Raw genomic sequence first — 26,026 nt, forward strand, 5'->3', positions numbered from 1 at the left:
CGAGCTAACCCAAACGGACCAGGACGCGCTCGATCGCGTCTATCCCGTGCCCCAGCTCCGCCTCGCCGATCGTCAGGGCAGGCCTGAACCGGATGGACCGATTTCCGCAACCCAGCGCCAGCACGTGCTCGGTGACGCGGAGTTCATCGAGGACGCGGTCGCGCGTGGTGGCGTCGGGAAGGGTGAAAGCGCACATGAGCCCGCGCCCACGCACCTCCGTGATGATCTCGTGGCGGGAGGCGAGCTCGTGCAGCCGCGCGAGTAGTCCGCGGCCGAGCGTCGCGGCCCGTTCGACGAGCCCGTCGGACTCGATGACCTCGAGGATCCGACGCGAGCGCACCATGTCGGTGAGGTTGCCGCCCCAGGTGGAGTTCAGGCGCGAGGACACCGTGAACACGTTGTCGGCGACCTCGTCGACGCGCCCACCGGCCATGAGGCCGCAGACCTGGACTTTCTTGCCGAAGGCGACCACATCCGGTTCGATACCCAGCTGTTGGTAGGCCCAGGCGGTGCCGGTCATGCCGGCACCGGTCTGCACCTCGTCGACGACGAACAGGGCGTCGAACTCGTGGCACAGCGCCTGCAACTGCTGCAGAAACTGTGGACGGAAGTGGTTGTCTCCGCCTTCGCCCTGGATGGGTTCGATGATGGCGCAGGCGATGTCGTGCGGGTTGGCTTCGAACGCAAGGCGGGCCGCTGCCAGCGCGCCGGCCTCGAGGGCGTCCATATCGGCGCCGTCACGAATGTACGGCGACGGGATACGCGGCCATTCGAACTTGGGGAAGCGAGCGACCTTGACGGGATCGGTGTTGGTCAGCGACATCGTGTAGCCGGAGCGGCCATGGAAGGCGTGCTCGAAGTGCAGCACCTGGGTGCCGAGCGACTGGTCGATCCCGTGCGCTTCGTTCCAGCGACTCTTCCAGTCGAACGCGACCTTGAGGGCGTTCTCGACGGCCAGCGCCCCACCGTCGACGAAGAACAGGTGGGGGAGGCGGGTGTCGCCGAAAACGCGCGCGAACGTTTCGACGAACCGCGCCATCGCGACGGTGTAGATGTCGGAGTTGCTGGGTTTGTTCATCGCCGCTGCGAGCAGGTCAGCCCGGAACTGAGCATTCTCGGCCAGTGCGGGGTGATTCATGCCTAGTGCGTTCGAGGCGAAGAACGTGAACAGGTCGAGGTACTCGGTGCCGTCGCGGGCATCGACGAGGGTTGATCCGCGGGACGCCTCGAGGTCGAGCACCATCTCGAAACCGTCGGCGAGCATGTGACGGCCGATGGTGGTGTGTACCTGTCCAGCAGCATCAGCAGATGAAGACCGGTGCAATACTTGCGTCATGAAAGCCAATCTACGCGATAAAAGATTGCGAGAAGGCTTCCAGACAGTAAAAAATCCGGCACGACGAGGCGTGAGCTAGATTGATGCTGCCCGCGTCCTCACCGGAAAGGTGCATCACGACATGTCTTCTCCCGTCACACACGATGAACTGAGCGTCAGAACGCGAGCAATCCTGGGCCGCCTCGGTGTCACGGCCGATCTGGATGTGCCGCAGGCGCAGTTGCCGATCGTGGCGCGCTCACCTATCACCGGCGGAAATCTTGCGTCGCTGTCGGCGGCCGGTGTCTCCGACGTGGACTCGGTCATCGCCGACGCGGCTACGGCCTTCACTCAGTGGTCGGCCGTTCCAGCCCCGGTTCGCGGCGGATTGGTCCGCGAACTCGGCGAATTGCTGCGCGAGTACAAGGACGATCTCGGTGCACTCGTCTCCATCGAAGCAGGAAAAATCGTGTCCGAGGGCCTCGGTGAGGTCCAGGAGATGATCGACATCTGCGACTTCGGCGTCGGACTCTCACGTCAGCTCTACGGCAACACCATCGCCACCGAGCGAGTCGGCCACCGGATGATGGAGCAGTGGCATCCACTGGGCGTCGTAGGCGTCATCACGGCCTTCAACTTCCCGGTTGCCGTGTGGTCGTGGAACACGGTGCTCGCCCTTGTCGCCGGTGACACCGTCATCTGGAAGCCGTCGGAGAAGACTCCGTTGACAGCACTCGGCGTCCAGGCGCTCTTCGAACGCGCCGCCGAGAAAGCGGGAGTCGACCCGAAGGTAGCCCAGCTGGTCATCGGTGACCGCGTCGCAGGTGAAGCCCTCGTCGACGATCCGCGAGTGGCGCTGCTGTCCGCGACGGGATCCACCAGGATGGGGCGTGCCGTTGCCCCGCGGGTCGCGGCGAGGTTCGGTCGCGTGCTGCTCGAGCTCGGCGGCAACAACGCGGCCATCGTGACACCGTCCGCGGATCTGGATCTGACCACCCGGGGCATCGTGTTCTCCGCGGCGGGCACAGCTGGGCAGCGGTGCACCTCGCTGCGCCGGGTCATCGTGCACTCGTCGGTGGCCGAGGAGCTGGTGGACCGCGTCGCGCGGGCCTACGAATCGCTGTCCATCGGGTCCCCGTTGGATGCAGACACCCTCGTCGGGCCGCTGATCGACGCGCCCGCGTTCACGGGTTTCCAGAAGGCTCTCGACGCTGCCGCAGCCGACGGCGGCGTTGTGCGAGCCGGAGGTTCACGTGTCGACCTGTTCGGTGAGTACGCGTACTACGTGCAGCCGACCGTCGTGACGATGCCCGCGCAGACCGACATCGTGCGGCACGAGACGTTCGCACCGATCCTGTACGTGCTCACCTACGAGACCCTCGACGAGGCCATCGCCCTGCACAACGATGTGCCGCAAGGGCTTTCGTCGTCGATCTTCACCACCGACCTGCGCGAGGCCGAGCGCTTCCTGTCGGCAGCCGGTTCGGACTGCGGCATCGCCAACGTCAACATCGGACCGTCCGGCGCCGAGATCGGCGGCGCCTTCGGCGGTGAGAAGGAAACCGGTGGCGGACGCGAATCCGGATCGGACGCTTGGAAGTCCTACATGCGCCGGGCGACGAATACCGTCAACTACTCCAACGACCTCCCACTCGCGCAGGGGGTTCGCTTCACCTGAGTCGGATGCTCCGCTGCGCTAGGTCACTCGACCGGGACGGCGCGGGCGCGGAGTTGTTCCATGATGGTCGACGGTGGCCAGGTGCGCACCCGGAATCGAGCTGGATCGAGATCGCTGACGGGGGTGAGGCTCGTCAGCGCCTCGACGTCGGCGAATTGGACGTAGAACGGGTGTGCGCCCTCCTGGCAGAACGCGACCAGGTCGGTGAGCGGCATCGTGGCGTCGGTGTTGTCGGCCCAGATCGTGACGGTTCGCGGTCCGAAGGGTGTTGCTTTGACGGTCACCTTCCCCACCTCCGACCGGATTCCGTCGAGTTCGTACTGACGGGTCAGCCAACTTCCCTGCGCCGCATACTCTCCCGCGATGTGGATGCAGCGGGCTCGTGCCCCGCCGACGTCCTCCGGGTGAATCTGATCGAACGTGACGACGGTGTCGTGGTCGTCGACGGTGTATGCCTGTGGCGACAACGCGCGGGAGGTGTGCACGTAGCGTTCCTCGGCCCTTCGGAAGTGTTCACCGAGCAGGGCTGGGTCATCGCTCGGTACGACCACGATGGTGTCCACGTCGGGCGCGAACGCGACGGGCGGGCAGCCGAAGCGCCCGCGGTGAGATGCGAGCCAGCCCGGATCGAGAAGCCACGACGTGAAGTATCGCGTGTCGTGCGGACGGTCGTCGACGAGACGTTGGACGGCTCGACCCTTCGTCGGGTCGGCGTGCTGGGTGAGGGCGGCGAGGTTGGAGCGCGCCGCCGCGAACACGGTGGCGGGGTCGATGCCCCACTTCTCGGTGGTGGCCAAGGACACGACCGTGCGATGGGCGGGCATGTCGACCACCACGAGTTCGTCGATGAGCGGAAAGACTCTGCGTGAAAGCAGCAGCGCCGACGGTGAGCCGAGGGTGTAGGTGGACGGCTTCAGGACCGGCCGCAACCGCGGAAGGGCCTGGTTCCAGTCGACGGGCCACTCCATCGACGACATCGTCGTCGACACGAAGTGCGCGACGTGCGCCTCACGGGCGAGCTCGGAGGTACCCGGCGTGTCGTCGGCGAACGTGTCGCGGAACAGTGCATCGAGGTGCAGAACCGAATCGCCGTCGTATCGAACTGCGAATGCCTCGGTATCCAGGCGCGGCTCGGTACCGCCCTCGGCGCGCACGCGCTCGATGACCAGGCGCGCGAGGCGCTCCTTCGAATCTTCGTTTGCCCCCACCCCGAGGATGGTAAGGGATCAGGTGGGGTGTGCGTAGCCCTTACGGCGCCTCTGCGCTACTCAGGTTGGTTCGGGTCCGGGTCGTCCGGACTCGGATACAGGTATTCGTGTGGGTGGTGATGGTGGTTGATCAGGCCGCGACGGGTCGGGTCGACGGCCGCCGGTGGGTGCCATTGCGTCCGCCCCGGATGCCGATGTTCGGGCCCGGTCGTGGTGGTGACCCAGTCGTTGGGGCCGTCCCCGACGAGTGGGTGGTGCAAATCGCAGCCGAAGGTGAGCGAGTCGACGTCGGTCGGCCCGCCGAGCGCCCATTCGGTGATGTGATGGACCTGGCTCCACGTGGCCGGACGCGTGCACGCTGGGAATGTGCAGCCCCGGTCGCGGGCCATCAGGACGATCCGCTGATCAGCGGACGCAATTCGTTTGGAGCGCCCCAGGTAGAGCGCTCGGCCGTCGTCGTCGAAGATCGCGAGGTACTGATGAGCATGTGAGGCCATGCGGATGGCGTCGCGGATGCTGACCAGCGAACCGGTGCCGGTCACCGCGTGTCCGCACCCCTGCTGCAGCTCTCTGGCCGTCATGCTGATCACCGCAGTCACCGGCAGGCCACGATGAGTGCCCAGCGAACCGGAGGCGAGCATCTGACGTAGGACTGCCTTGACGGCATCGTGATTGCGCTGACCCTGCGAGCGCAGATCACGACCGGCGCGAGCCTGCTGCTGCCCTGCCTCTGCCGTGTCAGTGCCGCCACCCGCGCCGTTGCCGGTGCGCTCTGTCTCGTCGGGGGACTGGTTCTGGGGCGCGGGGAGGTTGTCGTCGACGACGGGCTTCGTCTCCTCGGGGTTGCAGTTCCCGGGTTTGGCGAGCTTGGCGAGGATGGGCTCGAGGTACGCCCGGAACTCCGCGTCGATGAGGAAGTTGCCCTTGCTCAACCCGTCGACACCTTGTTTGCCGAGCCTGAAGAAGCACTTGCTCGCCGGGTTCTTGTCGTTCTTCAGCTCGCCGTCCTCGTCGAGGAGCGCGTGCAGGCGCGCCGCAGCGACGCGGAGTTGCTCGGGCAGGACCTTTCTGGCGAGGTTGCCGAGCAGGTTCTCGGATTTGACCTTGGATTCGTGATCCACCTCCGCGGGCAGATGGCGGAAGAACTCATCGATCACATTCACATGCGCCGCGTCGATGGCGCCGGCAGTGTGGGCTGCGGCAGTGGTCGGATACTCCGGCTCCAACGTCTCACCGGTCATGGCCCGGCGGGGTGCCATGCGCTGAGCGATCTTGATGCGCTTGCCGGCAACGCCGGGGTCGACGAGCAGCAGCCCCGCCAGCCGTGAGGCATTGGTCCGCTCGGGCAGCACCGCCAAACCGTCGCTCTCGATCAATTCCGTCAACCATGTATGCGAGGTGCCGTGCATCGCACGCGTCAGTGTTTCCATTCGGACCATCAACGCTCGGTGATCGGCGTCGTCGAGGCTGCTCGTCTCGACAGTAGCTACTACCTCCCAAGCCTTTTCGAGTACCTCAACTGCCCCACGCAGGCTCGGGTTCGAGATGGCCAGCACACCACGTGTGCCAGACCCCGTCTGGTCGCTGCGCAGGCCCGTGTTACCGGCCAGACCCGCGACGCCCTCCCCGATAAGCATGAAGCCAAGATAAACCCACCCACCGACAAGTTTCGAACACCAGTTCGATCAGCCGATAGATGCGGCAATCGCGCCGATCACGCCGTCGAACTGGTGGCCTCCGGTCGGATATTCGCGCACGAGAGCCGATGGGAGCCGCGATGATCCGAGCGCCAGGTGGGCAAACGGCACCACGTCGTCATCTCGGCAGTGATGCAGCGTCAGTGCGGCGTCCGGTTCGGGCCCGTGGAAGGCGTATTCCGCCACGTCCCACCCGTCGGGACTCCAGTCCGGCATTGCCAACAGCACTGCTGCCGTCGGCTTTGCACCGCCCTCGGTCAGCACGTGCAGCAGGATCGATGCCCCGAAGGAGTGCCCGACTACCAGGTCTTGCGGCCCGAGTCCCGCAAGATGTGAACGCATCGGTGCGGCCCAGGCCTCGAGAGACGTGTCCTCGTCGGGGAAGTGCGGCATGTCGACCCTCGCGCCGAGTTTTGTACCGAGTCCGGCTGCCAGGGGGCGATCCTCCTCGTAACCTCCGGCGCCGTGAACGAACAACAGCATTCCCGCATCCTTTCTGTCTTGCCGAGATCGAAGTTACGTTACGAATTCGAGCTGAATCGGTGCATAACCTCGATCTCGGCGGAAGGATCAGCCCCCGACGTATGCGCCCAGGTGCGTCCCGGTCAGTGTGGAGCCGTCGGAGATGAGATCGGCGGGCGTGCCCTCGAATACGATGCGGCCGCCGTCGTGGCCGGCGCCCGGGCCGAGGTCGATGATCCAGTCGGCGTGCGCCATGACGGCCTGATGGTGCTCGATGACGATGATGGACTTGCCTTGCTCGACCAGCCGGTCGAGCAAGGCAAGAAGCTGTTCGACGTCCGCGAGGTGAAGCCCTGTCGTCGGCTCGTCGAGCACGTAGATGCCGCCCTTGTCGCCCATGTGCGTGGCCAGCTTCAGGCGCTGACGTTCGCCGCCGGACAGAGTTGTGAGCGGCTGACCGATCTTGATGTAGCCGAGACCGACGTCGGCGAGCCGTTCGAGGATCTTGTGCGCTGCGGGAAGTTTGACTCCTTCACCACCGAAGAACTCCTTTGCCTGCGCCACGGACATCGCGAGCACTTCGCTGATGTCCTTGCCGCCCAGGTGGTATTCGAGCACCGACGCCTGGAACCGTTTGCCCTCGCACAGCTCGCACGGAGTGGCGACGCCGGCCATCATCGCCAGGTCGCTGTAGATGACGCCGTTGCCATTGCACGTCGGGCAGGCGCCTTCCGAATTGGAGCTGAACAGGGCAGGTTTGACGCCGTTTTCCTTGGCGAACGCCTTGCGGATCGGTTCGAGCAGGCCGGTGTACGTCGCGGGATTGCTACGACGCGAACCACGGATGGCGGATTGGTCGACGGCCACGACATCGTCGAGCCCTGCCAGCGACCCATGGATAAGCGAGCTCTTGCCCGACCCGGCCACACCGGTCACCACCACCAGCACGCCGAGGGGCACGTCGACGTCGACGTTCTGGAGGTTGTGCGAATCGGCGCCGCGGATCTCGACCACCTCGGAGTACTCACGGACGGTCTCTTTCACTTTTGCTCGGTCGTCGAAGTGGCGACCGGTGATGGTCTCGCTCTGTCGCAGTCCGTCCACCGATCCCTCGAAGCAGACGTTGCCGCCGCCCGTGCCGGCTCCGGGCCCGAGGTCGATCACGTGGTCGGCGATGACGATGGTTTCCGGCTTGTGCTCGACGACCAGAACGGTGTTTCCCTTGTCCCGCAATCGAAGAAGCAGGTCGTTCATGTTCTCGATGTCGTGTGGATGCAGGCCGGTAGTCGGCTCGTCGAAGACGTAGGTGACATCGGTGAGCGAGGACCCGAGATGCCGGATCATCTTGGTCCGCTGCGCTTCACCACCGGAGAGTGTTCCGGCCGGTCGGTCGAGGCTCAGATATCCCAATCCGATCTCGACGAACGAGTTGAGCGTCTCCGACAGCGACTGGAGCAGCGGCGCAACCGACGGCTCCTTCAACCCGCCGACCCACGTGGCCAGGTCACTGATCTGCATGGCACAGGCGTCGGCGATGCTGATGCCCTTGATCTTCGAGGATCGGGCTCCTTCGTTCAGGCGGGTGCCCTCGCACTCGGGGCAGGTGGTGAAGGTGACGGCTTTCTCGACGAAGGCGCGCATGTGTGGCTGCATCGCGTCGACATCTTTGGACAGGAACGACTTCTGGAATTGCGGGACCAGCCCCAGGTAGGTCAGGTTGATGCCGTCGATTTTGATCTTCGTCGCCTCGCGGTAGAGGAGGTCGTTCATTTCCCGTTTGGTGAACTTGGCGATGGGCTTGTCGGGGTCGAAGTAGCCGCAGCCGCGGAAGATTCGGCCGTACCAGCCTTCCATGCTGTACCCGGGAACGGTGATGGCGCTCTCGTTGAGTGATTTCGACGAGTCGTACAGCGCGGTCAAGTCGATGTCGCTGACCGAACCCCGGCCCTCGCACCGCGGGCACATTCCGCCGGTGATGGAGAAGGCGCGCTTCTCCTTGGTTTCTCGGCCGCCCTTGTTCACCGTCACCGCGCCCGCACCCGAAATCGATGCGACGTTGAACGAAAAGGCTTGTGCCGAACCGATGTACGGTTTGCCGATGCGGCTGAAGAGGATTCGCAGCATGGCATTGGCGTCCGTGGCAGTCCCCACCGTCGAGTGGGGATTGGCCCCCATGCGCTGCTGGTCGACGATGATGGCCGTGGTCAGCCCGTCGAGCACATCGACGTCGGGCCGCGCCAGAGTGGGCATGAAACCCTGCACGAAGGCGCTGTAGGTCTCGTTGATCATGCGCTGCGATTCGGCCGCGATGGTGGAGAAGACTAGCGAGCTCTTCCCCGACCCGGACACGCCGGTGAATACCGTCAAGCGACGCTTCGGGATTTCGACGCTGATGTCCTGCAGGTTGTTCACGCGCGCACCCTGCACTCGGATCTTCTCGTGGGTGTCTGCAACGTGCGGTGTCGTGCTCATATGTCTATATCTCCATTTCGAGCGGGGACAGCGAAGATTCAACCAGCCACATGCTGAGTACGCAGAAGATTGCCTGTCGGATCGAGAACCGCACATTCCATGCACAAGACGCTAGTGGCGACGAGGAAGCCGTGCTTCTCGATTCTTGACCGAAACGGAGAACTCGGCTACGAAACGAACTCGGCGCCCACCCGTGGAGGGGTGGGCGCCGAGTATCGGTTTTGTCGGATCAGGGAGCGGGCGTCACCGTGGTGGTCGGGACGGCCGTGGTGGTCGGGGCCGGCGTGCCCGTAACTTCCGGGGTCGCGACGACGCTTCCGTCGATCGGAGCACCCTCGACTCCTACGACGGGCGCTTGGCCGTCGACAGGTGGTGCAACTGGAACGACCGGTGCGGGGACGCCGGGGACAGGCTCGCCCGCCACGAACGGCGCGACCGTGGTCGGCAAGACTGTCGTGGGTGTCGGAGACGCTGAGGCCGAGGACGGGGCGGCCATGGTGGTGGTCTCGGACAGCACTGCCAGACGAGCCTGGTGCTGCACCTCGGTGGACTCGATCGGCTTGCCGGCCTCGGCGTCCTTCGCGAGCTGCGTCAGCCACGCTGCGGCGTACTCGGCCGAGGTCATCGGCTTGCCGTTGGCCGGGTCGGAGTCACGCCAGTAGTCGAAGTGGTGCCCCGTATCCGGCCCGAGCGTCAGACCGTACGGGTCGTTCATCAGCACCGGGACGGTGTTGGTGTTGGATCCGATGAAGCCGATGATCTCCTTGGCGATCTTCGACGGCAGGTACGCGAGTCCGACGGCCTTCTCGGCGGGAAGAGGTTCGCCATCCTCGTCGTTCTTGGCTTCCGCGGCCACCTTGGTCGTCGGGTCGGCCGGGGTGTAGCCGGGCTCGGAGACCTTGATGAGTACGTCGAGGAACGTCTCGTCGCCCGCGAGCCAGTTGTCCTGACGGGCGATGTCGTTGAAGGCGGCCATCGCGATGCCGCCGATGACCATCGCCAGATCGGCTCCGGTGGCGGGTGTCAGTTGCTCGCGTTCGAGGGCGTCGACATTGAGCTGGCGGCCGACGTTGGCGGCGAGATGCAGCAACGAGGTGTTCTCGGGCATCGCGCAGGTCAGGTCGCCCTCGGAGCAGAACGACGCGACCCGCCCGTCGAGGCGTCCGAAGCCGCCTGCGGTGCCGGGGAGGGCACCGGCGCCGGCCGGGCCGGATGTGCTGTTCTGATACTTGGGGTCGAACCCGTCCGGGTTGGTTCCCGAGGCCGAGCCGGGGAACGGGTTGTCTCCGGCGCCGCGACCGGCGTCGGCGAGGATGACGACGCCGACGACGCTGTTGGGGTCGACGATTGCGTACTTGCCATCGGCCCCCGCGGTCTGATTGCCGATCTCCATCGCGGCGCGACGGGTGACGTCGGCGCCTTCGCTGTAGCCGACAATGGCGAAGCGGGTATCGGGGCACGCTGTGGAGATGGCGTTGATGACCGTGTTGGTGTTGGTGACGCCTGTGGTCACGGCGTTCTCGTACGAGGCCATGTCGGCCGGGTACTCGACGTAGACCGCCGCGTACGAGCCTTGCCCGACGGCGCCACCGGGAGCGTCGATGATGCGATCGACCCAGGGGCTGTCGAAGTCGTCCGCGAGCGCCGCGGGTAGGCGCGTGCCGTCGGGCAATGTGAGCATTTTGGTCTGGTCGGTGGGGGTGTCGTTGCGCCCGCCGACGGAGACGGTGACCATGTCGTAGCACGTCGATGTGGATGCGAGCTCCACGTCGGAGTCGGAAGTCGAGATGGTATTGGTGGTGAGCACCGCGGCACCGACAGCCAGCGCTCCCAGCGACACGAGGGCAACTGCACTCGTGGCGAGGCGCCGGCGACCTGAGAAGCCGCGATTCGAAGCGTGTGAAGACATCCAGTTACCCAATCAGTTGGCCCCGAACCGACCCTGCCCACGCGTGTCGCGTGAGCTACACCGGTTGTCGCGGTGACTGCCTTGTGCGTTACAGCTCTAGCGGGAGACCGTTGCGTAGATACCCTAGGGGGGTATGGTAGAAATGCGTGACAGGAAAGGGTGATGGACATGAACACGACGGTCAAGCTCGTCGGATTCGCCGCAGCAATAGCACTGGTGTTCTTTGCCGCGTATCTGATCGGCAGTGCGGTTGGGCCGATCGGCGACCAAGCGCCGGCCGACCACGCGCCGACATACCATGAGATGAGCGGGGCATGACCGAGACAGAACTGATTCTGGGCGGCATGACGTGCGCGTCCTGCGCCAATCGCATCGAACGCAAGCTCAACAAACTCGACGGCGTGACCGCGACGGTGAACTACGCGACGGAGAAGGCGCGTGTGCAGGCCGAGGGCGTCCCCACCGAGGATCTGATCAAGGCCGTCGAGGCAGCGGGATACACCGCGACGCTGCCTGCCGCCGAGCCTGAGCCCGACACCGAGGCCCCCGATCCGCTCCGGCAGCGCTTGATCGTCTCGGCTGTTCTGTCGGTTCCGGTCATTGCCATGGCGATGGTGCCGGCCCTGCAGTTCACCAACTGGCAGTGGCTGTCATTGACGCTCGCGGCCCCGGTCGTCGTCTGGGGCGCGTGGCCGTTCCACCGAGCGGCGTGGACCAACCTGCGGCACGGCACATCCACCATGGACACACTCGTGTCGATGGGCACCCTCGCAGCGCTGGGCTGGTCGCTCTATGCCCTGTTCTTCGGCACCGCGGGCACGCCGGGCATGAAGCATCCGTTCGAGCTGACCATCGCGCGCATGGACGGTTCGTCCAACATCTATCTCGAAGCGGCGGCAGGCGTCACCACGTTCATTCTCGCCGGCCGATACTTCGAGTCGCGGTCCAAGCGTCAGGCAGGCGCCGCGCTGCGCGCCCTCCTCGACCTCGGAGCCAAGGACGTGACCGTTCTACGCGACGGCGTCGAAACGCAGATTCCCGTCGGTGACCTGGCCGTCGGCGACGTGTTTCTCGTGCGTCCGGGCGAGAAGATCGCGACGGACGGCGTCGTCGAATCGGGCGCCTCGGCCGTCGATGCCTCGATGCTGACGGGTGAATCGGTACCCGTCGAGGTCGCCGCGGGTGACACGGTTGTCGGTGCCACCGTCAATGTCGGCGGACGCCTGGTGGTGAAGGCCACGCGCGTCGGGTCCGACACTCAGCTCGCGCAGATGGCCAAGCTCGTCGAGGACGCCCAGACCGGAAAGGCGCAAGTGCAGCGCCTCGCCGACAGGATCTCGGGCATCTTCGTCCCCGTCGTCATCGCTATCGCGGCGGCGACGCTCGGATTCTGGCTCGGCACCGGTGGCTCGGTCGCGGCAGCGTTCACCGCTGCCGTCGCCGTGCTCATCATCGCCTGCCCGTGCGCCCTCGGGCTCGCGACGCCGACGGCGCTGATGGTCGGTACCGGCCGCGCTGCGCAGCTCGGCATCATCATCAAGGGCCCGGAGATCCTGGAATCGACCAAGCGCATCGACACCGTCGTGCTCGACAAGACCGGCACCGTCACCACCGGCGAGATGACGCTGCTCAACGTTGTCGTCGCCGACGGTGAGAACGCCGACGACGTCCTGACGGTCGCCGGCGCACTCGAGGCCGGCTCCGAGCACCCCATCGCCGAGGCCATCACCGCGAGCGCGCGAGAAAAGGGCGTGCTCCCTGACGTCGAGGAGTTCGCGAATGCCGCGGGCCTGGGGGTCACCGGGACCGTCGACGGCCGCGGCGTGGTACTCGGCCGCGCATCGCTGCTGGCCGACTGGTCCCTGACGCTTCCGCCGAAACTCGAGCAGGCGATGTCCGAGGCCGAACACGATGGCCGCACCGCCGTCGCCGTCGGGTGGGACGGCCGGGCCCGAGGTGTCCTCGTCGTCGCCGATGCAGTGAAGCCGACGTCCAAGCAGGCCGTTGCTGAACTGCGCGCGCTGGGGCTGACGCCGGTGCTGCTGACGGGCGACAACGAGGCCGCTGCCAGGAAGATCGCCGCCGACGTCGGAATCGAGGAGGTCTATGCGGGCGTGCTGCCGCAGGGCAAAGTCGATGTCGTCGAACGGCTGCAGTCCGAGGGCCGAGTCGTCGCGATGGTCGGGGACGGCGTCAACGACGCAGCCGCACTGGCGACGGCCGATCTGGGGCTCTCGATGGGCACTGGCACCGACGTCGCGATCGAAGCCAGCGACCTGACGCTGGTACGCGGTGACCTCCGGGCCGTCGGCGACGCCATTCGGCTCTCGCGCAGGACTCTCGCCACGATCAAGGGCAATTTGTTCTGGGCGTTCGCATACAACGTCGCAGCGATCCCGCTCGCCGCAGCGGGCCTGCTCAACCCCATGCTGGCGGGTGCGGCGATGGCGTTCTCCTCGGTATTCGTGGTGACCAACAGCCTCCGATTGCGACGTTTTCGAGCCGCATAGCGGCGACTTGTCTGCCACATAGGTCAAGATGGAGGTATGGCTGACGCAGTGGACGTACCGATCCGAGACGAGTCGATACGACTCGGACAATTCCTCAAGCTCGCGAACCTCATCGAGTCCGGCGCCGAAGCCAAAGGTTTCATCGCCGACGGCCAGGTCAGCGTCAACGGCGAGGTCGATGTCCGGCGTGGCAGGCAACTGCATCAGGGCGACGTCGTGTCGATCCAGGACGGTCCCAGCGCACGGGTCGTCAACGAGGGGGAACTGTGAAGGGTAGTGCGGTGAGTGTCGGTAAGGGCGGTTTGCCGAGGGATCAGGTGCCGGGGGCGTTCGACCACGATGCCAAGTCCTACGACCGACTCGTCGGCGCCAACCCGGGCTACCACGAGCATCTGGCGAAATCGGCTGAGCGGCTGCGGATTCCCGGGCAAGGTAAGGGGCTGCGGCTGCTCGATATCGGTTGCGGGACCGGAGCATCCACCGCTGCATTGCTCGCCGCGGCGCCGCATGCCGAGATCATCGCCGCCGACGCGTCCTCCGAGATGCTCGAGATGGCCCGCGCCAAGCAGTGGCCCGCCAATGTGACATTCGTGCACAGCCGGGTCGAGGACCTGCGCGAGAACGGTGTCCACGGCCCGTTCGACGCCATCCTCGCCGCGTACTTGATCAGGAACGTAGACGATCCGGACACCGAGCTGAAGTCGTTGTTGTCGCTGCTGAAGCCCGGCTCGTCCATCGCGTTCCACGAGTACTCCGTAAAGGATTCGTTGCGCGCCAGGATGGTGTGGACGCTGGTCTGTTGGGCCATCATCATCCCGCTCGGCTATGCGGCCACCCGCGACCTCGTGCTCTACAAGCATCTGTGGCGCAGCGTGGCGAGCTTCGACGGGGTGAAGGCCTTCTCGAGGCGTATGCAACGAGCCGGCTTCACCAGCCTGGACACCGAGACGATGACGGGCTGGCAGAACGGCGTCGTACACACATTCCTGGGGGCACGGCCGGAGGAAAACGCATGAGCGACCGCCGACGCGTCATACATCCGGCGGGGGACGGCTACCCGGACGCCGGTTCGCTGGCGAAAGTTCCGCGTGTGGCCGTCGTCGGCGGCGGCATCGCTGGGCTGTCCGCGGCGACCGCCCTGGCCGAACGGGGTATCCAGGTCGTCGTCATCGAGCGCGAGGACTATCTCGGTGGGCGGGTCGGTGGATGGTCGACGACGCTCGACGACGGTTCCCCCGTCACCATGAGCCGCGGCTTCCACGCGTTCTTTCGGCAGTATTACAACCTGCGGAACCTGTTGGAGCGCACCGATCCTGGACTGAAACGTCTGCATGCCGTCGATGACTACCCGCTGATCGACCACACCGGCAGGATCGACGGATTCAAGGGGCTGCCATCGACGCCGCCGCTCAATGCGTTCGCCTTCGTCAAGCGCAGCCCGACCTTCGAGTTCAAGGATCTCACTGCGCTGAACGGATTGGCTGCGCTGCCACTGATGACGGTGAGCGTGCCCGAGACGTTCACCGAGCTCGACGACGTTCCGGCAGCAGAGTTCCTGCGTCGCATCAATTTCCCCGAGGCCGCCCGTCACCTCGCCTTCGGGGTTTTCTCGCGCAGCTTCTTCGCCGACCCCGAGAAGATGTCCGCCGCCGAGTTGGCGATGATGTTCCACATCTACTTCCTCGGCTCCTCGGAGGGATTGGTCTTCGACGTCCCGACCGGCCCGTACCCGCAGACACTGTGGAACCCGCTGGCCGAGTATCTCACCGGGCTCGGCGTCGAGATCCGTACAGGCACGTCCGTGGAGAAGATCGAACGCGGCTTCCGCGTCGACGGCGAGAACTTCGATTCCGTCGTGCTCGCCACCGATGTCGGCGGACTGCGGAACATCGTTGCGGGATCGCCCGGTCTCGGTACCGACGAGTGGCGCACCCGGGTTGCGTCGATGGAGAACACGCCGCCGTTCCTCGTCCACCGAGTGTGGTTGGACAAGCCCGTCAACGCCGACCGACCGGCGTTCATCGGTACCGGCGGCATGGATCCCATCGACAACATCAGCGTCCTCGAACTCTTCGAGGACGAGGCAGCCGAATGGGCCTCGCGCACCGGAGGATCGGTCGTCGAACTGCACGCGTACGCCGCCACCGATTCCGAGGACGAGACCCGCGAGCAGTTGATGGCGCGGATGCGCGAGATCTACCCGGAAACCGCTGCTGCAAAGGTGGTGGCTTCACGATCGGAATGGCGTGACGACTGCCCGATGTTCGGGCTCGGGCATTTCGCAACGCGACCGACCGTCCGCACCCCCGAACCGGGTCTGGTTCTCGCCGGCGACGGCATTCGCATCGACCTGCCCGTTGCACTCATGGAACGGGCAGCGACGACTGGACTACTGGCCGCCAACACACTGCTGGCCGGGTGGGCTGTGCAGGGGCACGATATTCACACCGTGCCGGTCCGGGGGCGGTTCAAGGTGTTCGACGCGATCGCGAGGCTGACCGCGAAGTTGTAGGGCGGCTCCGGTCAGCCGGCTGACCGACCTAGCACCCCTATTGCAGAGTTGGCACCCCCATTCGCGTCCGAACGGGGGTGCTTGGTCGGCAAAAAGGGTGCAGACTCAGCTCGCAATGCCCGTCGATATCAGCTCAGTCGCGTTGGTTGATTCGAATGAGGTTGCCGGCTGGGTCGCGGAAGGCGCAGTCGCGGACTCCGTAGTCCTGGTCGGTGGGTTCTTGGATCACGTCTGCTCCGGCGGCTTCGAGTCGCTCGTAGAGGCCGTCGAGATCGTCGGTTGCCAGCGTCACCGCCCCGTAGGAACCCTTGGCGATCAATTCCAGGATGGTGCGGCGTTCGTCGTCGGTGATGCCCGGGTCGACGGCCGGTGGGTGCAGCACGATGGATGTCTCGGGGCGTCCGACTGGGCCGACGGTGATCCAGCGCATGTCTTGGTAGCCGACGTCTTTGCGAACCTCGAAACCGAGGGTGTCACGGTAGAACTGCAGTGCGGCCTCGGGATCGGTTTGCGGGAGGAATGCGTAGTGAATGCTGATGTCCATGCACGAGACGCTAGCCCCGACTATCGGGGCCGCGCTTCTCGATTCTTGACCGGTTTGGTGACCTGCTTGGCCAGACACGGCGGGATGCCGAAGGCAGCTTGAGAATGATCGCGGCGATACAGGCTCGGCGACACCCCCACGAGTTCGGAGAATCGGGTGCTGAAAGTTCCGAGCGAGGAGAACCCCACCGTGAAGCACACCTCGGTGACCGAGAGATCTCCGCGACGCAGCAGTGTCATCGCGCGTTCGATACGCCGCGTCATCAGGTAGGAATACGGGGCCTCCCCGTACACACGTCGAAACTCCCGACACAGGTGTCCGACAGACAGATTGGCGTCGCGGGCGAGTGTCTCGAGGTTGAGCGGTGAAGCGTACTCGCGGTCGATTCGATCGTGGACCCGCCGGAGGATCGCGATGTTCCGTAGCCGTTGCGCTTCTGCGGAACCGAGGGCCATACCTGGAATCGTGCACCCGCGCAGCCGCAACTACAACCCCTTCGACCGGAGCGCGTACCGCCGCTCGGCGTAGTCGAGGTCGTCCTTCCATAGGCGCGCTGCAGTCCAGCCCATCGCGGGCCGGAGCAGCGGCGCGACCTTGCGGGCCATCTGGAAGCCAGGCCGGTCGGAACTGGCGACCGTTGCCTCGATGACCGCAGTGCGCGGCTTGCCGTCGGGGCCGGGGGCCATCGGCGTCGCATGGGTCTCGACGACGCTTCCCGCGCCCTCGCCTTCGAGAATTCGCATGACGATGGTTCGTGGTCCGGGGCAGACGAACTCGGCTCGCACCGGGACACCGACGCCGCGGCTGACGCGGAAGGTGACGTCGACGATGAAGCGGTCGTCCTCGTCGGGTACGTCGATGTCCGTCGGGGCTTCGATGACCTTCAACCGGGCGAACGAGTATGGATGGAACCAGGCGCCGTGCCACGGGTCGAGACGGTTGGCGACCACGTCGTCCGGCTCGCAGATACCCGTCAGCGTGACCACTGCGTCGACGCTGGTGTCTGCGGGTGGGCGGATCGGGACGATGGGAACCGGCGTCGGTTCCTCGCCGCCGAGGTCGTCCATCCGAACCCAGACGAGGATGCCGTCGTCGAAAGCGGGGAAGGGACGCCAACCGGGGCGGCCTTTCGGGCCGAGCGGCATGCCGTGCCACAAACAAATGAGGGTGTCGCACTCGATCTTCGCCTTGTCCAGGGGTGCGCCGAGGTGCGGGCAGGCGCCGGGGGCGATATGGATGCCGCGGTTCTCGTCGCGCCAGGCAACCAACTCGGTGCCGCCGATGTGACGGCCGAACGGCTTGTCGGTACCGATGTCGCGGCTGGCCGCGAACACGAACCAGTTGCCGCTGGGGCGAGTCTTCGCACGTTTGAGAGCGGATTCGATGACCTGGGGGTTGGCGCCCTTCCAGGTGGGTTCCTGCTTGGCCCATGCCTCCGACGGAAGCGGTTGCAGGGGCAGGTTCTTCGGCCAGCGCTTACGCAACCCTTCCAAGGCGACCATGAGGTTCCCGCTTCCATTCGAGGTACCGACGTTTCCATTGTGCCCGAACGCGGCAGTGCCGCCGGTGTAAGCGGCTGGTTCAATATAGAACATGAGTGCGCACGTGCGCACGCATATGTAGTGTTGGTGACATGCTGTACTCCGCGTCGGGCAGTGTTCTGGCACTTCCGGTGTTTCGCCGTCTGTTCACCGCGCAAGTGGTGGCCCTGGTGGGCACCGGGCTGCTCACGGTCGCGTTGGGATTGTTGGCGTACGAGATCGCGGGGAGCGCCGCGGGTGCTGTGTTGGGCACGGCACTCGCGATCAAAATGGCCGCCTACGTTTTTCTCGCGCCGATAATGTCGGCGCTGACGGATCGGCTTCCACGCAAGACTGTTCTCGTCGCGGCGGATGTAGTTCGAGCGGCGACGGCATTGGCACTGCCGTTCGTCGATCAGGTGTGGCAGGTCTACGGGCTGATCTTCGTTCTTCAGGCGGCGTCGGCGACGTTCACTCCCACCTTTCAAGCCGTCATCCCGTCGGTCGTTCGGGACGAGAACCAGTACACCCGGGCGCTGACGTTGTCTCGGCTCGCCTATGACCTCGAATCGCTGCTGAGCCCGCTCCTCGCCGCCGCCCTGCTCACGGTGATCGGCTTTCACACTCTCTTCCTCGGAACCTCACTGGGATTCGTGCTGTCCGCGGCCATGGTGATGTCGACAGTATTGCCCAAATATGCTGCGCCCGAACAAGTAGAGCCCTTCTTTCAGCGTGCGACCAATGGCACCAGGGCGTTCCTCGCCAACCCGGCCCTGCGCGGGTTGCTGGCATTGAACGTGGTGGTCGCGTCCGCGACGGCGCTGGTCGTGGTCAACTCGGTGGTCTATGTTCGCGACCTTCTCGGTGGTTCCAACACCGGAGTCGCTATCGCTCTGGGCTTCTTCGGCGCAGGTTCGATGGCCGCCGCGCTGTGCATCCCGCGCATCGTGGTGTTCGTTTCAGACCGGCGGCTGATGCTGGGCGGAGCCGGTGTGGCCTGCGGCGGCACTGCGGCAGCGACCCTCGTCGCGGCGACGGCAACCGGGGGAGGCGCGGCGTGGGTGGCGCTCGGGCTGGTGTGGTCGATGATGGGAGTGGGAACCTCGGTGATCGGTACTCTTGCCGGCCGAGTGCTGCGCCGCGAGTCCGACGAACACACACGTACCTCCATCTTCACCGCGCAATTCGCGTTATCGCACGCCGCATTTCTGTTCACGTACCCGGCCGCCGGGTGGATCGGGGCGCAGGGAGGCCAGGTCGCTGCCGCGATGGTGGTGGCGACCTTGGCTACACTTGCCACATTGTCCGCAGCACGACTGTGGAGTCCGGCCCAGATCTCCGTCGTCGCCTCCGCCTAGGGAGAACACAAGTCGATGCCAGCACCGGAGCACGAGCCGCAGGCCAGCCTGGACCACGGCGAACCAGACGCCGCTCGACTCGCGTTGGCCAGTGACACCTTTCGGATGCTGTCCGACCCCACCCGGCTGCACATCCTCTGGCTGCTCGACCGTGGCCCCGCGGACGTGAGCGCGCTGACGGCCGCCACCGGAACCTCTCGCACCGCCGTCAGCCAGCATCTGGCAAAACTTCGATTCACCGGGATGGTCGAAACGCGCAAGGACGGCCGCAACGTCATCTACAGCCTCGACGACGGACACCTCGCCCGCCTCGTCCGAGAGGGACTCAACTTCGCTGCCCACAAGGCCACCGGCGAGCCACCGCACGAATAGACGTTCAGCCCACGGGCCGAGTTTTCAGCTGGATCGAGCTCGTTTGTCGATGATTACCGCAGCGGCAGGAGATTTTGGCGGTTCGCGAACATGGGATTTCCACCAGAGGTGACAGTCAGCGCGTGTCAGTACTCGATGGTGGGTGGTTTCGGGTCTGTGAAGTTACAGTTGACGGCCTGGGTCTTCATCTCTTTCGTGTATCCATTGTTACGGGCGCGCTCCACGGTTTCGGAGTCGGCGTACGAGTTGGGGATGACCCCGAAGGCCACGCTTTCCGGTCCGTCGGGATCAGGAGGCACCGTCAGTGACGCTGACAGTGGGTCGAGAACACACGTAGCCAGGACAGTCAGTGATGCTGGATCGGCCGTCGGGTCTGTGGGATGTGTTTGGCCAGGGCCACGGAGCGCCACGATCTGGGGTACGTATTGGTCGAGGGGGAGTTCATCGGGGTACCCGATGGTCACCAACGCGATGTCGAGCGTCGTCCCGAGGGTCTGTTCCAGTTCGATTCTTTTGCTCCCTGCAGTACAGCTGATGGACGCGACCACGGTAGTGGCGATCAGCGCGAACACGGCAGAAGCGTTGCTATGGTGACGTTTTGCAGATCTAGTCATTGGGGAACCTTTGCGATAGCGATAAGGAACAAGTGGTCGAACTCGGCCCGGAGTTCCGGGGGCAGTTCGGCTCCCGACTGTTCGAGAATGACAAAGTACGGGCCGATCCAGGCATAACCGGTGCGGCTGTACAACATCTGCGGCGGAGACGTGTCCTGAGGAAACATCGAAGTAGTGGTGGCGGTTTGTTCGATGACCAAGACGTGGTCGGCTGAGATTCCGTCTGGCCCGGTGGTCTGGGTCAGTTCATAGGCGCTGCTTTCGGCGGGTTGGCCGTTGATCGTGCGAATAGCGACCGCTGACGAGCACGTTCCGAGATACATTTCCTCGATCAAGCTCGGGGCTATCGCACTCCTTTCCACCAGAATTGTCGCGTAGTAAGTACTTGCAGGAGTTTTCGCTTCAGCTATCGTAACGTCCGACTCGAGCATGAGTTGTGCCTCCTCCTGCCGCGGTGCTTTGCATTCCGGCGGTTGGAAAACCATTGTTTCGAGAGTCTCGACTAGTGACCGACCGAGGCCTCGAGCGTCGGGAAACAGCAAGTACTCGGTAGCCTCCGGGAAGTCTTTGGGCGCGAGGATCAAACCATTGGTGTCGTCACCGCTTCCACAGCCGACGAGAAGGCTCCCGCTCAGCACCGCAACACTCAGAATTGCCAGTGATCGTATTGCGTGCATTCGAGGAATCTCCTTGGAGGCGTGAGGGGTCCAGTGTCTTTAGTCGATCTTGGGGACGTATGCGCCCATGCTTGATCAAGGCGGGCGCGAAAGCACCCTACCCGCAGAGCTCAGAGATAGAGCCGATAGATGTTGAAAGCTCTACGATTTCACGTCTCTGTCTGCAGACGGTGCCCATCTCGCTGCGTGGTCGCGATAGAAATGAAGTCGTGCATGAGTGGCCTCCTGCGCAACTGTGCGGTAGTTAGCAGGGCAAATCTCTTGTGATATCCGCCATATCCAAACTTTGGCGCTCTCCCTGCTCACGGGCTTGTCGAGACGTAACTGTTACCTGTAGTCCCTTGTAATCGCGGGTTTTGGTGCTTCGTGGTCGCGAGATGGAACAGCGCGGTCAGTACTTTCCGGTAGCTTGATCGAACTAGTTTTCAGCTACCAGCAGGGTTGCTGATCTGAATGTAGGAGCGTCGCATGGCAACCGAAGCGAAAGCCCGATCATCTCGCCGCCGTTCGAAGGCCGCGGCGGGGCTTGCGGTGTGCGCGGTTGCTGCGTTGTCGTCCGCCTTGGTTTCTGCAACTACTGCCTCGGCGACGCCGACGGCGCTGCCCGACAAGATCGTCAACACGGTCACCGATGATGGTTGGTCTTTGGATCTGGCCGCTACGGAATTGTCGGCGAACCCGGTGCCGAATCTTGCCACGACGGCGTTCACTCGTGAGGGTTTCGTCTCGGCGAAGGTCACGGGCACGATCACCGGTAGCGGCGATTCAGCTATCAAGACCGGGTATGTCGAGCAGGGACTTCAGGTCGGTTGCCAGGTCGATGTGAGTTCGGGACTTGCTGTGGGTCTCGGGTTTTCATTGGGGCCCTCGGTGGGTGTGAGTATTTCCGGGGTCCCGTCGGTGAATCTCGGAGTGAACGCTTCGGTGAACCCGAGTATCCAAACCACGATCGCCCCGGGCACGATCACGACGATTCCGTTGGGCAAGAAAGACCTCGAAGCGGCAAAGGCGTCCATCACGGTGGAGAACGTGCACGTGAAGATCGATGCGTGCATGGGCCCGGTCACCATTCGTTCGTACGCCCAGCTGTCGGTATCGACGGCAACGGCGGACAACACGTTGTTCGTGTACTCCGACCCGACCTGGCTCTGACTCCTCGACTGCTAGGCATCTCGCCTGTTCACACCTTCATCGCTGACAGTTGCTCCGTAGCCCGACATGGGTGAACGGCGGAGCGCTGTCCAGGAATGCTGTTGTCCGCCTGCGCTATCGACCCTTTGGAGCTCGCAATGACCGTCCGCAACACCGAACAACTCGATGGCCGAAACCGCAGCGGTGAGTCGAGTGCGACGTCGAAGGCAGTGATTGCCACCAGTGCCGGGTTGGGACTTCTGATCGCGGCTTTCGCTGTGATCGACAAGCTCGGCACCTGGGCGTCCGACTACGGCACAATTGTGGTCTATCTGGCGTTCTTCCTGTGGATATCGATCGCGGGACGGGTGTTCTGGTGGGGGGCTGACACTCTCGTCGCCACCGTGCGGCGGAAGTCGGACGCCAGGGGTGATCACAGGTGACATCGGCTCTGACACTGCGGCGGTCGGTTGCCGGGGCTCTTGCCGCCGGTGCAGTGTTGACCGGAGTTGCCGGGGTGATCGGTGCCGGGGCCGCGTTGACTGCTGCTCCGGCGTACGCAACCCCAGAAGAAGATTGCGAGGCGGTACGGGCGCGTGATCATCAGATCTACTTGAACTTGATTGCCTCACTGCCGCCGGGCTCACCGATTCCACCCGAGTACATCAACCCGTGCCTGACAGCGCCATCGTCGACGGCGACAGTTGCGCCGACGACCACCATCGGAATGCCTGGTGCGCAAGCTCCGGGTGGTGGACCCAGTGTCGGGGCGAATGCTCCGACGAACTTTCCCACCTACAACGGCACGCCCATCGTCCCCGTGCCCGGAGACTCATACCCGGAACCTCCGGGCTCACCTCCTCGGTCCGACGTCGACAATCCTGCGGGTGTGCTGGTTCCGTCGACGCCCCCCGCCCTCACACCGGCACCGCCGCAACCGACTGCGCCGGAACCGGTGGCAACGACACAGGATCGAGACCCCGGACCGATATCGCCGGCGACAGCCAATGAAGCGCCCGCGCAATCGGACGCGACGCCTGCCGTCGCACCGGCGGGGCTCGCCGACAACGGACGCGATCGCTACCTCGAACTGCTCCTCATCGGCACCGCAGGGTTCACCGCTGCGGGGATGGGGGTCCGTGGACGCCGCTCACCGTTCGGTTCGCGGACACCGCGGAGCGGGCGCACACCGGAGTCGCTCCTGTCCCAGGCCGTGGCCACGATCGCTTCGCCGTTGATGCAATACGCACTGGGCGGGCAGTCGAAGATCACCGTTTCCGAGCCCGGCGGTGGACTCCGTACGTTCTTCCTCATCCACGACAACACGTCCTCCCACGAAGCGGAAATCCCGGTGGATGTACCACCCGGTGGACGCATTGCCGTCAATCCGAGTGGCTCGGTGACGGTATTCGATGCAGACGGCAACCCGGTGTCTATAGTCGACGCGCCGTGGGCGTACGACGCCGACGGAGCCCCCATCCCGACACACTACGAGGTGCGCGACGGCCGACTAATCCAGAAGGTTTATGCCGACGAAGCGTCAGCGTACCCAATCCTGGCAGACCCTCCGCAGAAGAGCATCGGGATGGTCGACACCACCGGACGGACCGATGGCGAAACATGGACCGAAATCCTCCCAGGAGGTCAAACAGCAACGCACACACTGATAAACGCGGAAGCTGTCGACACTCGCATCACCCGCGAGGACAACACCTGGACCGACACCAGAACCAACGACGACGGTCGCGGAAACGTCAACACCTGGTCCGACGACAGTTGGGGCACAGCCTCGTACAACAACACCGACGTCGATGCGGACGCGTCCTCGACCGACACCTGGATCAGTGGCAGTCCCACCACCGGTGCCGCACCTGATGCGGTATCCGAGGCAAACGCTGCGAACACCGCGGGCAGCACCGTGGTGGGGAACCAGGACGGAACCACCTCGACCGCCAATTGGACCGCCAACGAAGACGGTTCCTACGACTCGGCCATCACCAACCCAGACCAAACCAACTCGTACGTGCACTCCGGCGCGCTCGATGAGAACAACGACAACTACACCACCACACTCAACCCTGACAACACTCAGTCGGTGCTGACCCCCGAAGGACAACTCATCGAGTTGGACTCGGAAGGCAAACCCGTCGACCTGTTCGATGAGTACAGCGAAATGAACACCGCCTGGAATCCGCACACCGAACAGTGGGAACCTGTTCCGAACTCGATGATCCCACGCACGACATCGCATGCTGAGCCGTCCAGCGGAGACGACACGAACTGGACCACTCAATTCGGCGGACTCAACGTGGTCGGCGGAATCGTTGATGCCCAAGGACAGTTGGCGGAACAGTACATGTCACCAAGGCCGCAGAAGATGTCGATGGCTCAAGGAGCATGGACTGGCGTCAAGAGCCTTGCGAAACCCATCCCTGCCTTGGGTTGGTTCGTAACAGGGGCGGCAATTGCGTCCGATCTCAAATCCGAAAACCCGCCGAGCGTTGCCGAATCGGTGGCCACCAATGTGGGAGGAACTGTCGCCGCCGCAGCAGCAGGTGGTGTCCTGGCAGTAGCGGGTGCACCCGTATTCTTTGTAGTGGTCGGAGGTATGTTTGCGGGTTACGCTGCGGCGTGGGCAATTTCCAAGCTCTGGTGATGCCGGGGTGGAGTCGATCTGGGTAGAGGACAAATTTGTGAACTCCAATGCGGAGATCGTTAGCGCGCAACACGCTCAGTGGACCAGGAGGCGTCGTCAGCTTGGAGTCACCGGCGTCATTCTTGGCCTCGGTTTCTTCGCGGGCTGCTTAGTGGTAATGCACGAGGCAACATGGGATGTCGTACTCAGAGTGGGGCCCTTCGCGGCGCTTTGCACCCTCATCTTCGGTGGGTCGATGCTTGCCTTCGCGGCCCTTCCCCCGCGGCCGGCAGCGAGTGCGGACGAACTGGGCAGCGGCAGCACTTTCACCATGACCGCCCCCACCCAATGGGCGTCGGCATTGTGGCTATGGGCCGGTTTGGTCAGTACTGGTCTTGGGTGTATCGGTATCGGGCTGAACTACGCAAGCAGATCCGAGGTTATTTCCTTCAATGCCAAAGCGTGGATGGTGATGGGCGCTGCAGGAGTCAGTGCGAGTATTTTCTCCCCGCTGCGGTATATCGGTAGGTTTCGTATCGACATCGAAAGCGATGGTATTCGCATGGAACTCGGCCGTGCCTACAGCGGATATGTGCGGTGGGCAGATATCGAATCGGTCGAACCTGCAGCGCGTGGGCGCTACGCACTCGACCTTGTACTGAAACCCGGTGCTCGTGTCGAGAACACCTCGCAGTGGTCGCCGCTCTACCGTCTGTGGGCGGGAGTCGTCACCGAAGCATCGCCCTTTCACGATGGCTATGTGCGCCTCGAATGTGGCGGGTGGACGGGCGACAGGAGCGCACTCCTGGAAGAAATCGTGCACCACGTCCCGACACCTGACGTCCTCGACCCGGAAGCCGCGGATACGTGAATAGTCCAGACTTGATGTCGATTGCTGCCCTGGGCGTGATGGCAGTTCTTGCAGTGATCGCTATGGCCCTGTCCGAGGCAGCGTTCGTGTTGGGTGCGTCGTTCGCCGCGCTGGTGTTCATTGCCGCTCGTTCGCTGTATATTCTCGTTCGGCGACGACGTCGGCAACATCGGGCAACGCGAGCAGGGTAGAAGCTGCACATTCTCGACGTATACCTCAGCCGCACAGGTTCTTACAGGAACCATCGACCCGATGCCGAAGAGGCCGCATTCGAGCTCTACTGCCTGGTCGGCAACGAGCAACCTATCCAATTGGCAAAAGAGGGCGGATACAGCGTGGTGTCCTGGTTGTGGCCGCCGCGACTGTATTCGGTGTCGTGCTTGAAGGTATGGCCATGGGTTTCGGTGCAGCGTGGGCAATTTCCAAGCTCTGGTGATGCCGGGGTGGAGTCGATCGGGGTAAAGGACAAATTTTGTGAACTCCAATGCGGAGATCGTTAGAGCGCAACATGCACAGTGGACCAGGAGGCGTCGTCAGCTTG

Annotated in this window: 24 protein-coding genes; 13 read left to right on the plus strand and 11 right to left on the minus strand. The window is 64.2% G+C overall.

Annotated elements, in window-relative coordinates; translation table 11 throughout:
* Positions 1–4 precede the first annotated feature (4 nt).
* Complete coding sequence (gene lat / locus J1M86_RS03610; RefSeq protein ID WP_206508852.1) at positions 5–1,336, minus strand: L-lysine 6-transaminase; 1,332 nt, start codon at positions 1,334–1,336, stop codon at positions 5–7.
* A gap of 121 nt (positions 1,337–1,457) precedes the next feature.
* Between lat and J1M86_RS03615 the strand changes: the two genes are divergently transcribed.
* Positions 1,458–2,993, plus strand: a complete 1,536-nt coding sequence (locus tag J1M86_RS03615; protein ID WP_206508853.1) for an aldehyde dehydrogenase family protein — start codon at positions 1,458–1,460, stop codon at positions 2,991–2,993.
* Between the two features lie 23 nt (positions 2,994–3,016).
* On the opposite strand, the gene J1M86_RS03620 is transcribed toward J1M86_RS03615, so the two are convergent.
* The 5 genes from J1M86_RS03620 to J1M86_RS03640 all read right to left on the minus strand — a co-directional run bounded on the left by J1M86_RS03620 (position 3,017) and on the right by J1M86_RS03640 (position 10,672).
* Complete coding sequence (locus tag J1M86_RS03620; protein ID WP_206508854.1) at positions 3,017–4,201, minus strand: hypothetical protein; 1,185 nt, start codon at positions 4,199–4,201, stop codon at positions 3,017–3,019.
* Between the two features lie 56 nt (positions 4,202–4,257).
* Positions 4,258–5,838 carry an HNH endonuclease signature motif containing protein gene (locus tag J1M86_RS03625; protein ID WP_206508855.1) on the minus strand — a complete coding sequence of 527 codons (1,581 nt, stop codon included), beginning with the start codon at positions 5,836–5,838 and terminating at the stop codon, positions 4,258–4,260.
* A gap of 48 nt (positions 5,839–5,886) precedes the next feature.
* On the minus strand, positions 5,887–6,381 hold the full coding sequence (locus J1M86_RS03630) for an alpha/beta fold hydrolase (RefSeq protein WP_206508856.1): 495 nt from the start codon (positions 6,379–6,381) through the stop codon (positions 5,887–5,889).
* Positions 6,382–6,468: 87 nt separating this feature from the next.
* A complete protein-coding gene (locus J1M86_RS03635; protein ID WP_206508857.1) occupies positions 6,469–8,832 on the minus strand; it encodes an excinuclease ABC subunit UvrA in 2,364 nt (787 codons plus the stop codon).
* Between the two features lie 229 nt (positions 8,833–9,061).
* Positions 9,062–10,672, minus strand: a complete 1,611-nt coding sequence (locus tag J1M86_RS03640; RefSeq protein WP_307786517.1) for a cutinase family protein — start codon at positions 10,670–10,672, stop codon at positions 9,062–9,064.
* Between the two features lie 237 nt (positions 10,673–10,909).
* Here J1M86_RS03640 and J1M86_RS03645 point away from each other — a divergent pair, with 237 nt between their 5' ends.
* The 5 genes from J1M86_RS03645 to J1M86_RS03665 are packed head-to-tail and all read left to right on the plus strand — an operon-like array spanning position 10,910 to position 15,763.
* Positions 10,910–11,059 (plus strand): hypothetical protein, encoded by a 150-nt coding sequence (locus J1M86_RS03645; protein WP_206509167.1) that lies wholly within the window; start codon positions 10,910–10,912, stop codon positions 11,057–11,059.
* Complete coding sequence (locus tag J1M86_RS03650) at positions 11,056–13,251, plus strand: cation-translocating P-type ATPase (RefSeq protein WP_206508859.1); 2,196 nt, start codon at positions 11,056–11,058, stop codon at positions 13,249–13,251. Before J1M86_RS03645 ends, J1M86_RS03650 begins: the two co-directional genes overlap by 4 nt.
* Positions 13,252–13,287: 36 nt before the next feature.
* Positions 13,288–13,521: an RNA-binding S4 domain-containing protein gene (locus J1M86_RS03655; RefSeq protein WP_075837715.1), complete on the plus strand. Its 234-nt coding sequence runs from the start codon at positions 13,288–13,290 to the stop codon at positions 13,519–13,521.
* A gap of 11 nt (positions 13,522–13,532) precedes the next feature.
* Entirely contained in the window at positions 13,533–14,267 is a 735-nt protein-coding gene (locus tag J1M86_RS03660) for a class I SAM-dependent methyltransferase (protein ID WP_075837774.1), read from the plus strand.
* Positions 14,264–15,763, plus strand: coding sequence for an NAD(P)/FAD-dependent oxidoreductase (locus J1M86_RS03665; RefSeq protein ID WP_206508860.1), 1,500 nt, complete (start codon positions 14,264–14,266; stop codon positions 15,761–15,763). Before J1M86_RS03660 ends, J1M86_RS03665 begins: the two co-directional genes overlap by 4 nt.
* Before the next feature lie 133 nt (positions 15,764–15,896).
* Here the strand turns inward: J1M86_RS03665 and J1M86_RS03670 are convergent, their stop codons facing one another.
* Genes J1M86_RS03670 through J1M86_RS03680 form a run of 3 tightly spaced genes read right to left on the minus strand, consistent with a single transcriptional unit; the run spans position 15,897 to position 17,809 of the window.
* Positions 15,897–16,307: a VOC family protein gene (locus J1M86_RS03670; RefSeq protein ID WP_075837714.1), complete on the minus strand. Its 411-nt coding sequence runs from the start codon at positions 16,305–16,307 to the stop codon at positions 15,897–15,899.
* Positions 16,308–16,327: 20 nt separating this feature from the next.
* On the minus strand, positions 16,328–16,762 hold the full coding sequence (locus J1M86_RS03675; RefSeq protein ID WP_075837773.1) for a helix-turn-helix transcriptional regulator: 435 nt from the start codon (positions 16,760–16,762) through the stop codon (positions 16,328–16,330).
* A 30-nt stretch (positions 16,763–16,792) separates the two neighbouring features.
* Positions 16,793–17,809 (minus strand): DUF5914 domain-containing protein, encoded by a 1,017-nt coding sequence (locus tag J1M86_RS03680; protein ID WP_206509129.1) that lies wholly within the window; start codon positions 17,807–17,809, stop codon positions 16,793–16,795.
* Between the two features lie 131 nt (positions 17,810–17,940).
* Between J1M86_RS03680 and J1M86_RS03685 the strand changes: the two genes are divergently transcribed.
* Together J1M86_RS03685 and J1M86_RS03690 are read left to right on the plus strand one after the other, a co-directional pair.
* On the plus strand, positions 17,941–19,185 hold the full coding sequence (locus J1M86_RS03685; protein WP_206508861.1) for an MFS transporter: 1,245 nt from the start codon (positions 17,941–17,943) through the stop codon (positions 19,183–19,185).
* Positions 19,186–19,200: 15 nt separating this feature from the next.
* Positions 19,201–19,557, plus strand: coding sequence for a metalloregulator ArsR/SmtB family transcription factor (locus J1M86_RS03690; protein WP_206508862.1), 357 nt, complete (start codon positions 19,201–19,203; stop codon positions 19,555–19,557).
* Positions 19,558–19,682: 125 nt separating this feature from the next.
* Here the strand turns inward: J1M86_RS03690 and J1M86_RS03695 are convergent, their stop codons facing one another.
* Both J1M86_RS03695 and J1M86_RS03700 read right to left on the minus strand, forming a co-directional pair.
* Positions 19,683–20,171 carry a hypothetical protein gene (locus J1M86_RS03695; RefSeq protein ID WP_206508863.1) on the minus strand — a complete coding sequence of 163 codons (489 nt, stop codon included), beginning with the start codon at positions 20,169–20,171 and terminating at the stop codon, positions 19,683–19,685.
* A complete protein-coding gene (locus J1M86_RS03700; protein WP_206508864.1) occupies positions 20,168–20,602 on the minus strand; it encodes a hypothetical protein in 435 nt (144 codons plus the stop codon). Before J1M86_RS03700 ends, J1M86_RS03695 begins: the two co-directional genes overlap by 4 nt.
* 714 nt (positions 20,603–21,316) lie before the next feature.
* Here J1M86_RS03700 and J1M86_RS03705 point away from each other — a divergent pair.
* The 5 genes from J1M86_RS03705 (at position 21,317) to J1M86_RS03725 (ending at position 25,676) form a co-directional block, all read left to right on the plus strand.
* Positions 21,317–22,000: an MspA family porin gene (locus tag J1M86_RS03705; RefSeq protein ID WP_206508865.1), complete on the plus strand. Its 684-nt coding sequence runs from the start codon at positions 21,317–21,319 to the stop codon at positions 21,998–22,000.
* 137 nt (positions 22,001–22,137) lie between these two features.
* Positions 22,138–22,422, plus strand: coding sequence for a hypothetical protein (locus J1M86_RS03710; protein ID WP_241259529.1), 285 nt, complete (start codon positions 22,138–22,140; stop codon positions 22,420–22,422).
* Entirely contained in the window at positions 22,419–24,635 is a 2,217-nt protein-coding gene (locus tag J1M86_RS03715; protein ID WP_206508866.1) for a hypothetical protein, read from the plus strand. The genes J1M86_RS03710 and J1M86_RS03715 overlap by 4 nt, the downstream gene beginning before the upstream one ends.
* Before the next feature lie 157 nt (positions 24,636–24,792).
* Positions 24,793–25,485: a hypothetical protein gene (locus J1M86_RS03720; RefSeq protein ID WP_206508867.1), complete on the plus strand. Its 693-nt coding sequence runs from the start codon at positions 24,793–24,795 to the stop codon at positions 25,483–25,485.
* An 11-nt stretch (positions 25,486–25,496) separates the two neighbouring features.
* Positions 25,497–25,676: a hypothetical protein gene (locus J1M86_RS03725; protein WP_206508868.1), complete on the plus strand. Its 180-nt coding sequence runs from the start codon at positions 25,497–25,499 to the stop codon at positions 25,674–25,676.
* Positions 25,677–26,026 lie beyond the last annotated feature (350 nt).

This window comes from Rhodococcus sp. KRD197 (assembly GCF_017168235.1).
In the GTDB taxonomy this organism is placed as follows: domain Bacteria; phylum Actinomycetota; class Actinomycetes; order Mycobacteriales; family Mycobacteriaceae; genus Rhodococcoides.

Excerpts from the sequence above, each read along its gene's own strand:
- lat (WP_206508852.1), bottom strand. The coding sequence starts at position 1,336 with ATGACGCAAGTATTGCACCGGTCTTCATCTGCTGATGCTGCTGGACAG.
- J1M86_RS03615 (WP_206508853.1), top strand. The coding sequence starts at position 1,458 with ATGTCTTCTCCCGTCACACACGATGAACTGAGCGTCAGAACGCGAGCA.
- J1M86_RS03625 (WP_206508855.1), bottom strand. The coding sequence starts at position 5,838 with ATGCTTATCGGGGAGGGCGTCGCGGGTCTGGCCGGTAACACGGGCCTG.
- J1M86_RS03630 (WP_206508856.1), bottom strand. The coding sequence starts at position 6,381 with ATGCTGTTGTTCGTTCACGGCGCCGGAGGTTACGAGGAGGATCGCCCC.
- J1M86_RS03635 (WP_206508857.1), bottom strand. The coding sequence starts at position 8,832 with ATGAGCACGACACCGCACGTTGCAGACACCCACGAGAAGATCCGAGTG.
- J1M86_RS03645 (WP_206509167.1), top strand. The coding sequence starts at position 10,910 with ATGAACACGACGGTCAAGCTCGTCGGATTCGCCGCAGCAATAGCACTG.
- J1M86_RS03650 (WP_206508859.1), top strand. The coding sequence starts at position 11,056 with ATGACCGAGACAGAACTGATTCTGGGCGGCATGACGTGCGCGTCCTGC.
- J1M86_RS03655 (WP_075837715.1), top strand. The coding sequence starts at position 13,288 with ATGGCTGACGCAGTGGACGTACCGATCCGAGACGAGTCGATACGACTC.
- J1M86_RS03665 (WP_206508860.1), top strand. The coding sequence starts at position 14,264 with ATGAGCGACCGCCGACGCGTCATACATCCGGCGGGGGACGGCTACCCG.
- J1M86_RS03670 (WP_075837714.1), bottom strand. The coding sequence starts at position 16,307 with ATGGACATCAGCATTCACTACGCATTCCTCCCGCAAACCGATCCCGAG.
- J1M86_RS03675 (WP_075837773.1), bottom strand. The coding sequence starts at position 16,762 with ATGGCCCTCGGTTCCGCAGAAGCGCAACGGCTACGGAACATCGCGATC.
- J1M86_RS03680 (WP_206509129.1), bottom strand. The coding sequence starts at position 17,809 with ATGGTCGCCTTGGAAGGGTTGCGTAAGCGCTGGCCGAAGAACCTGCCC.
- J1M86_RS03685 (WP_206508861.1), top strand. The coding sequence starts at position 17,941 with ATGCTGTACTCCGCGTCGGGCAGTGTTCTGGCACTTCCGGTGTTTCGC.
- J1M86_RS03690 (WP_206508862.1), top strand. The coding sequence starts at position 19,201 with ATGCCAGCACCGGAGCACGAGCCGCAGGCCAGCCTGGACCACGGCGAA.
- J1M86_RS03695 (WP_206508863.1), bottom strand. The coding sequence starts at position 20,171 with ATGACTAGATCTGCAAAACGTCACCATAGCAACGCTTCTGCCGTGTTC.
- J1M86_RS03700 (WP_206508864.1), bottom strand. The coding sequence starts at position 20,602 with ATGCTCGAGTCGGACGTTACGATAGCTGAAGCGAAAACTCCTGCAAGT.
- J1M86_RS03705 (WP_206508865.1), top strand. The coding sequence starts at position 21,317 with ATGGCAACCGAAGCGAAAGCCCGATCATCTCGCCGCCGTTCGAAGGCC.
- J1M86_RS03710 (WP_241259529.1), top strand. The coding sequence starts at position 22,138 with ATGACCGTCCGCAACACCGAACAACTCGATGGCCGAAACCGCAGCGGT.
- J1M86_RS03720 (WP_206508867.1), top strand. The coding sequence starts at position 24,793 with ATGCACGAGGCAACATGGGATGTCGTACTCAGAGTGGGGCCCTTCGCG.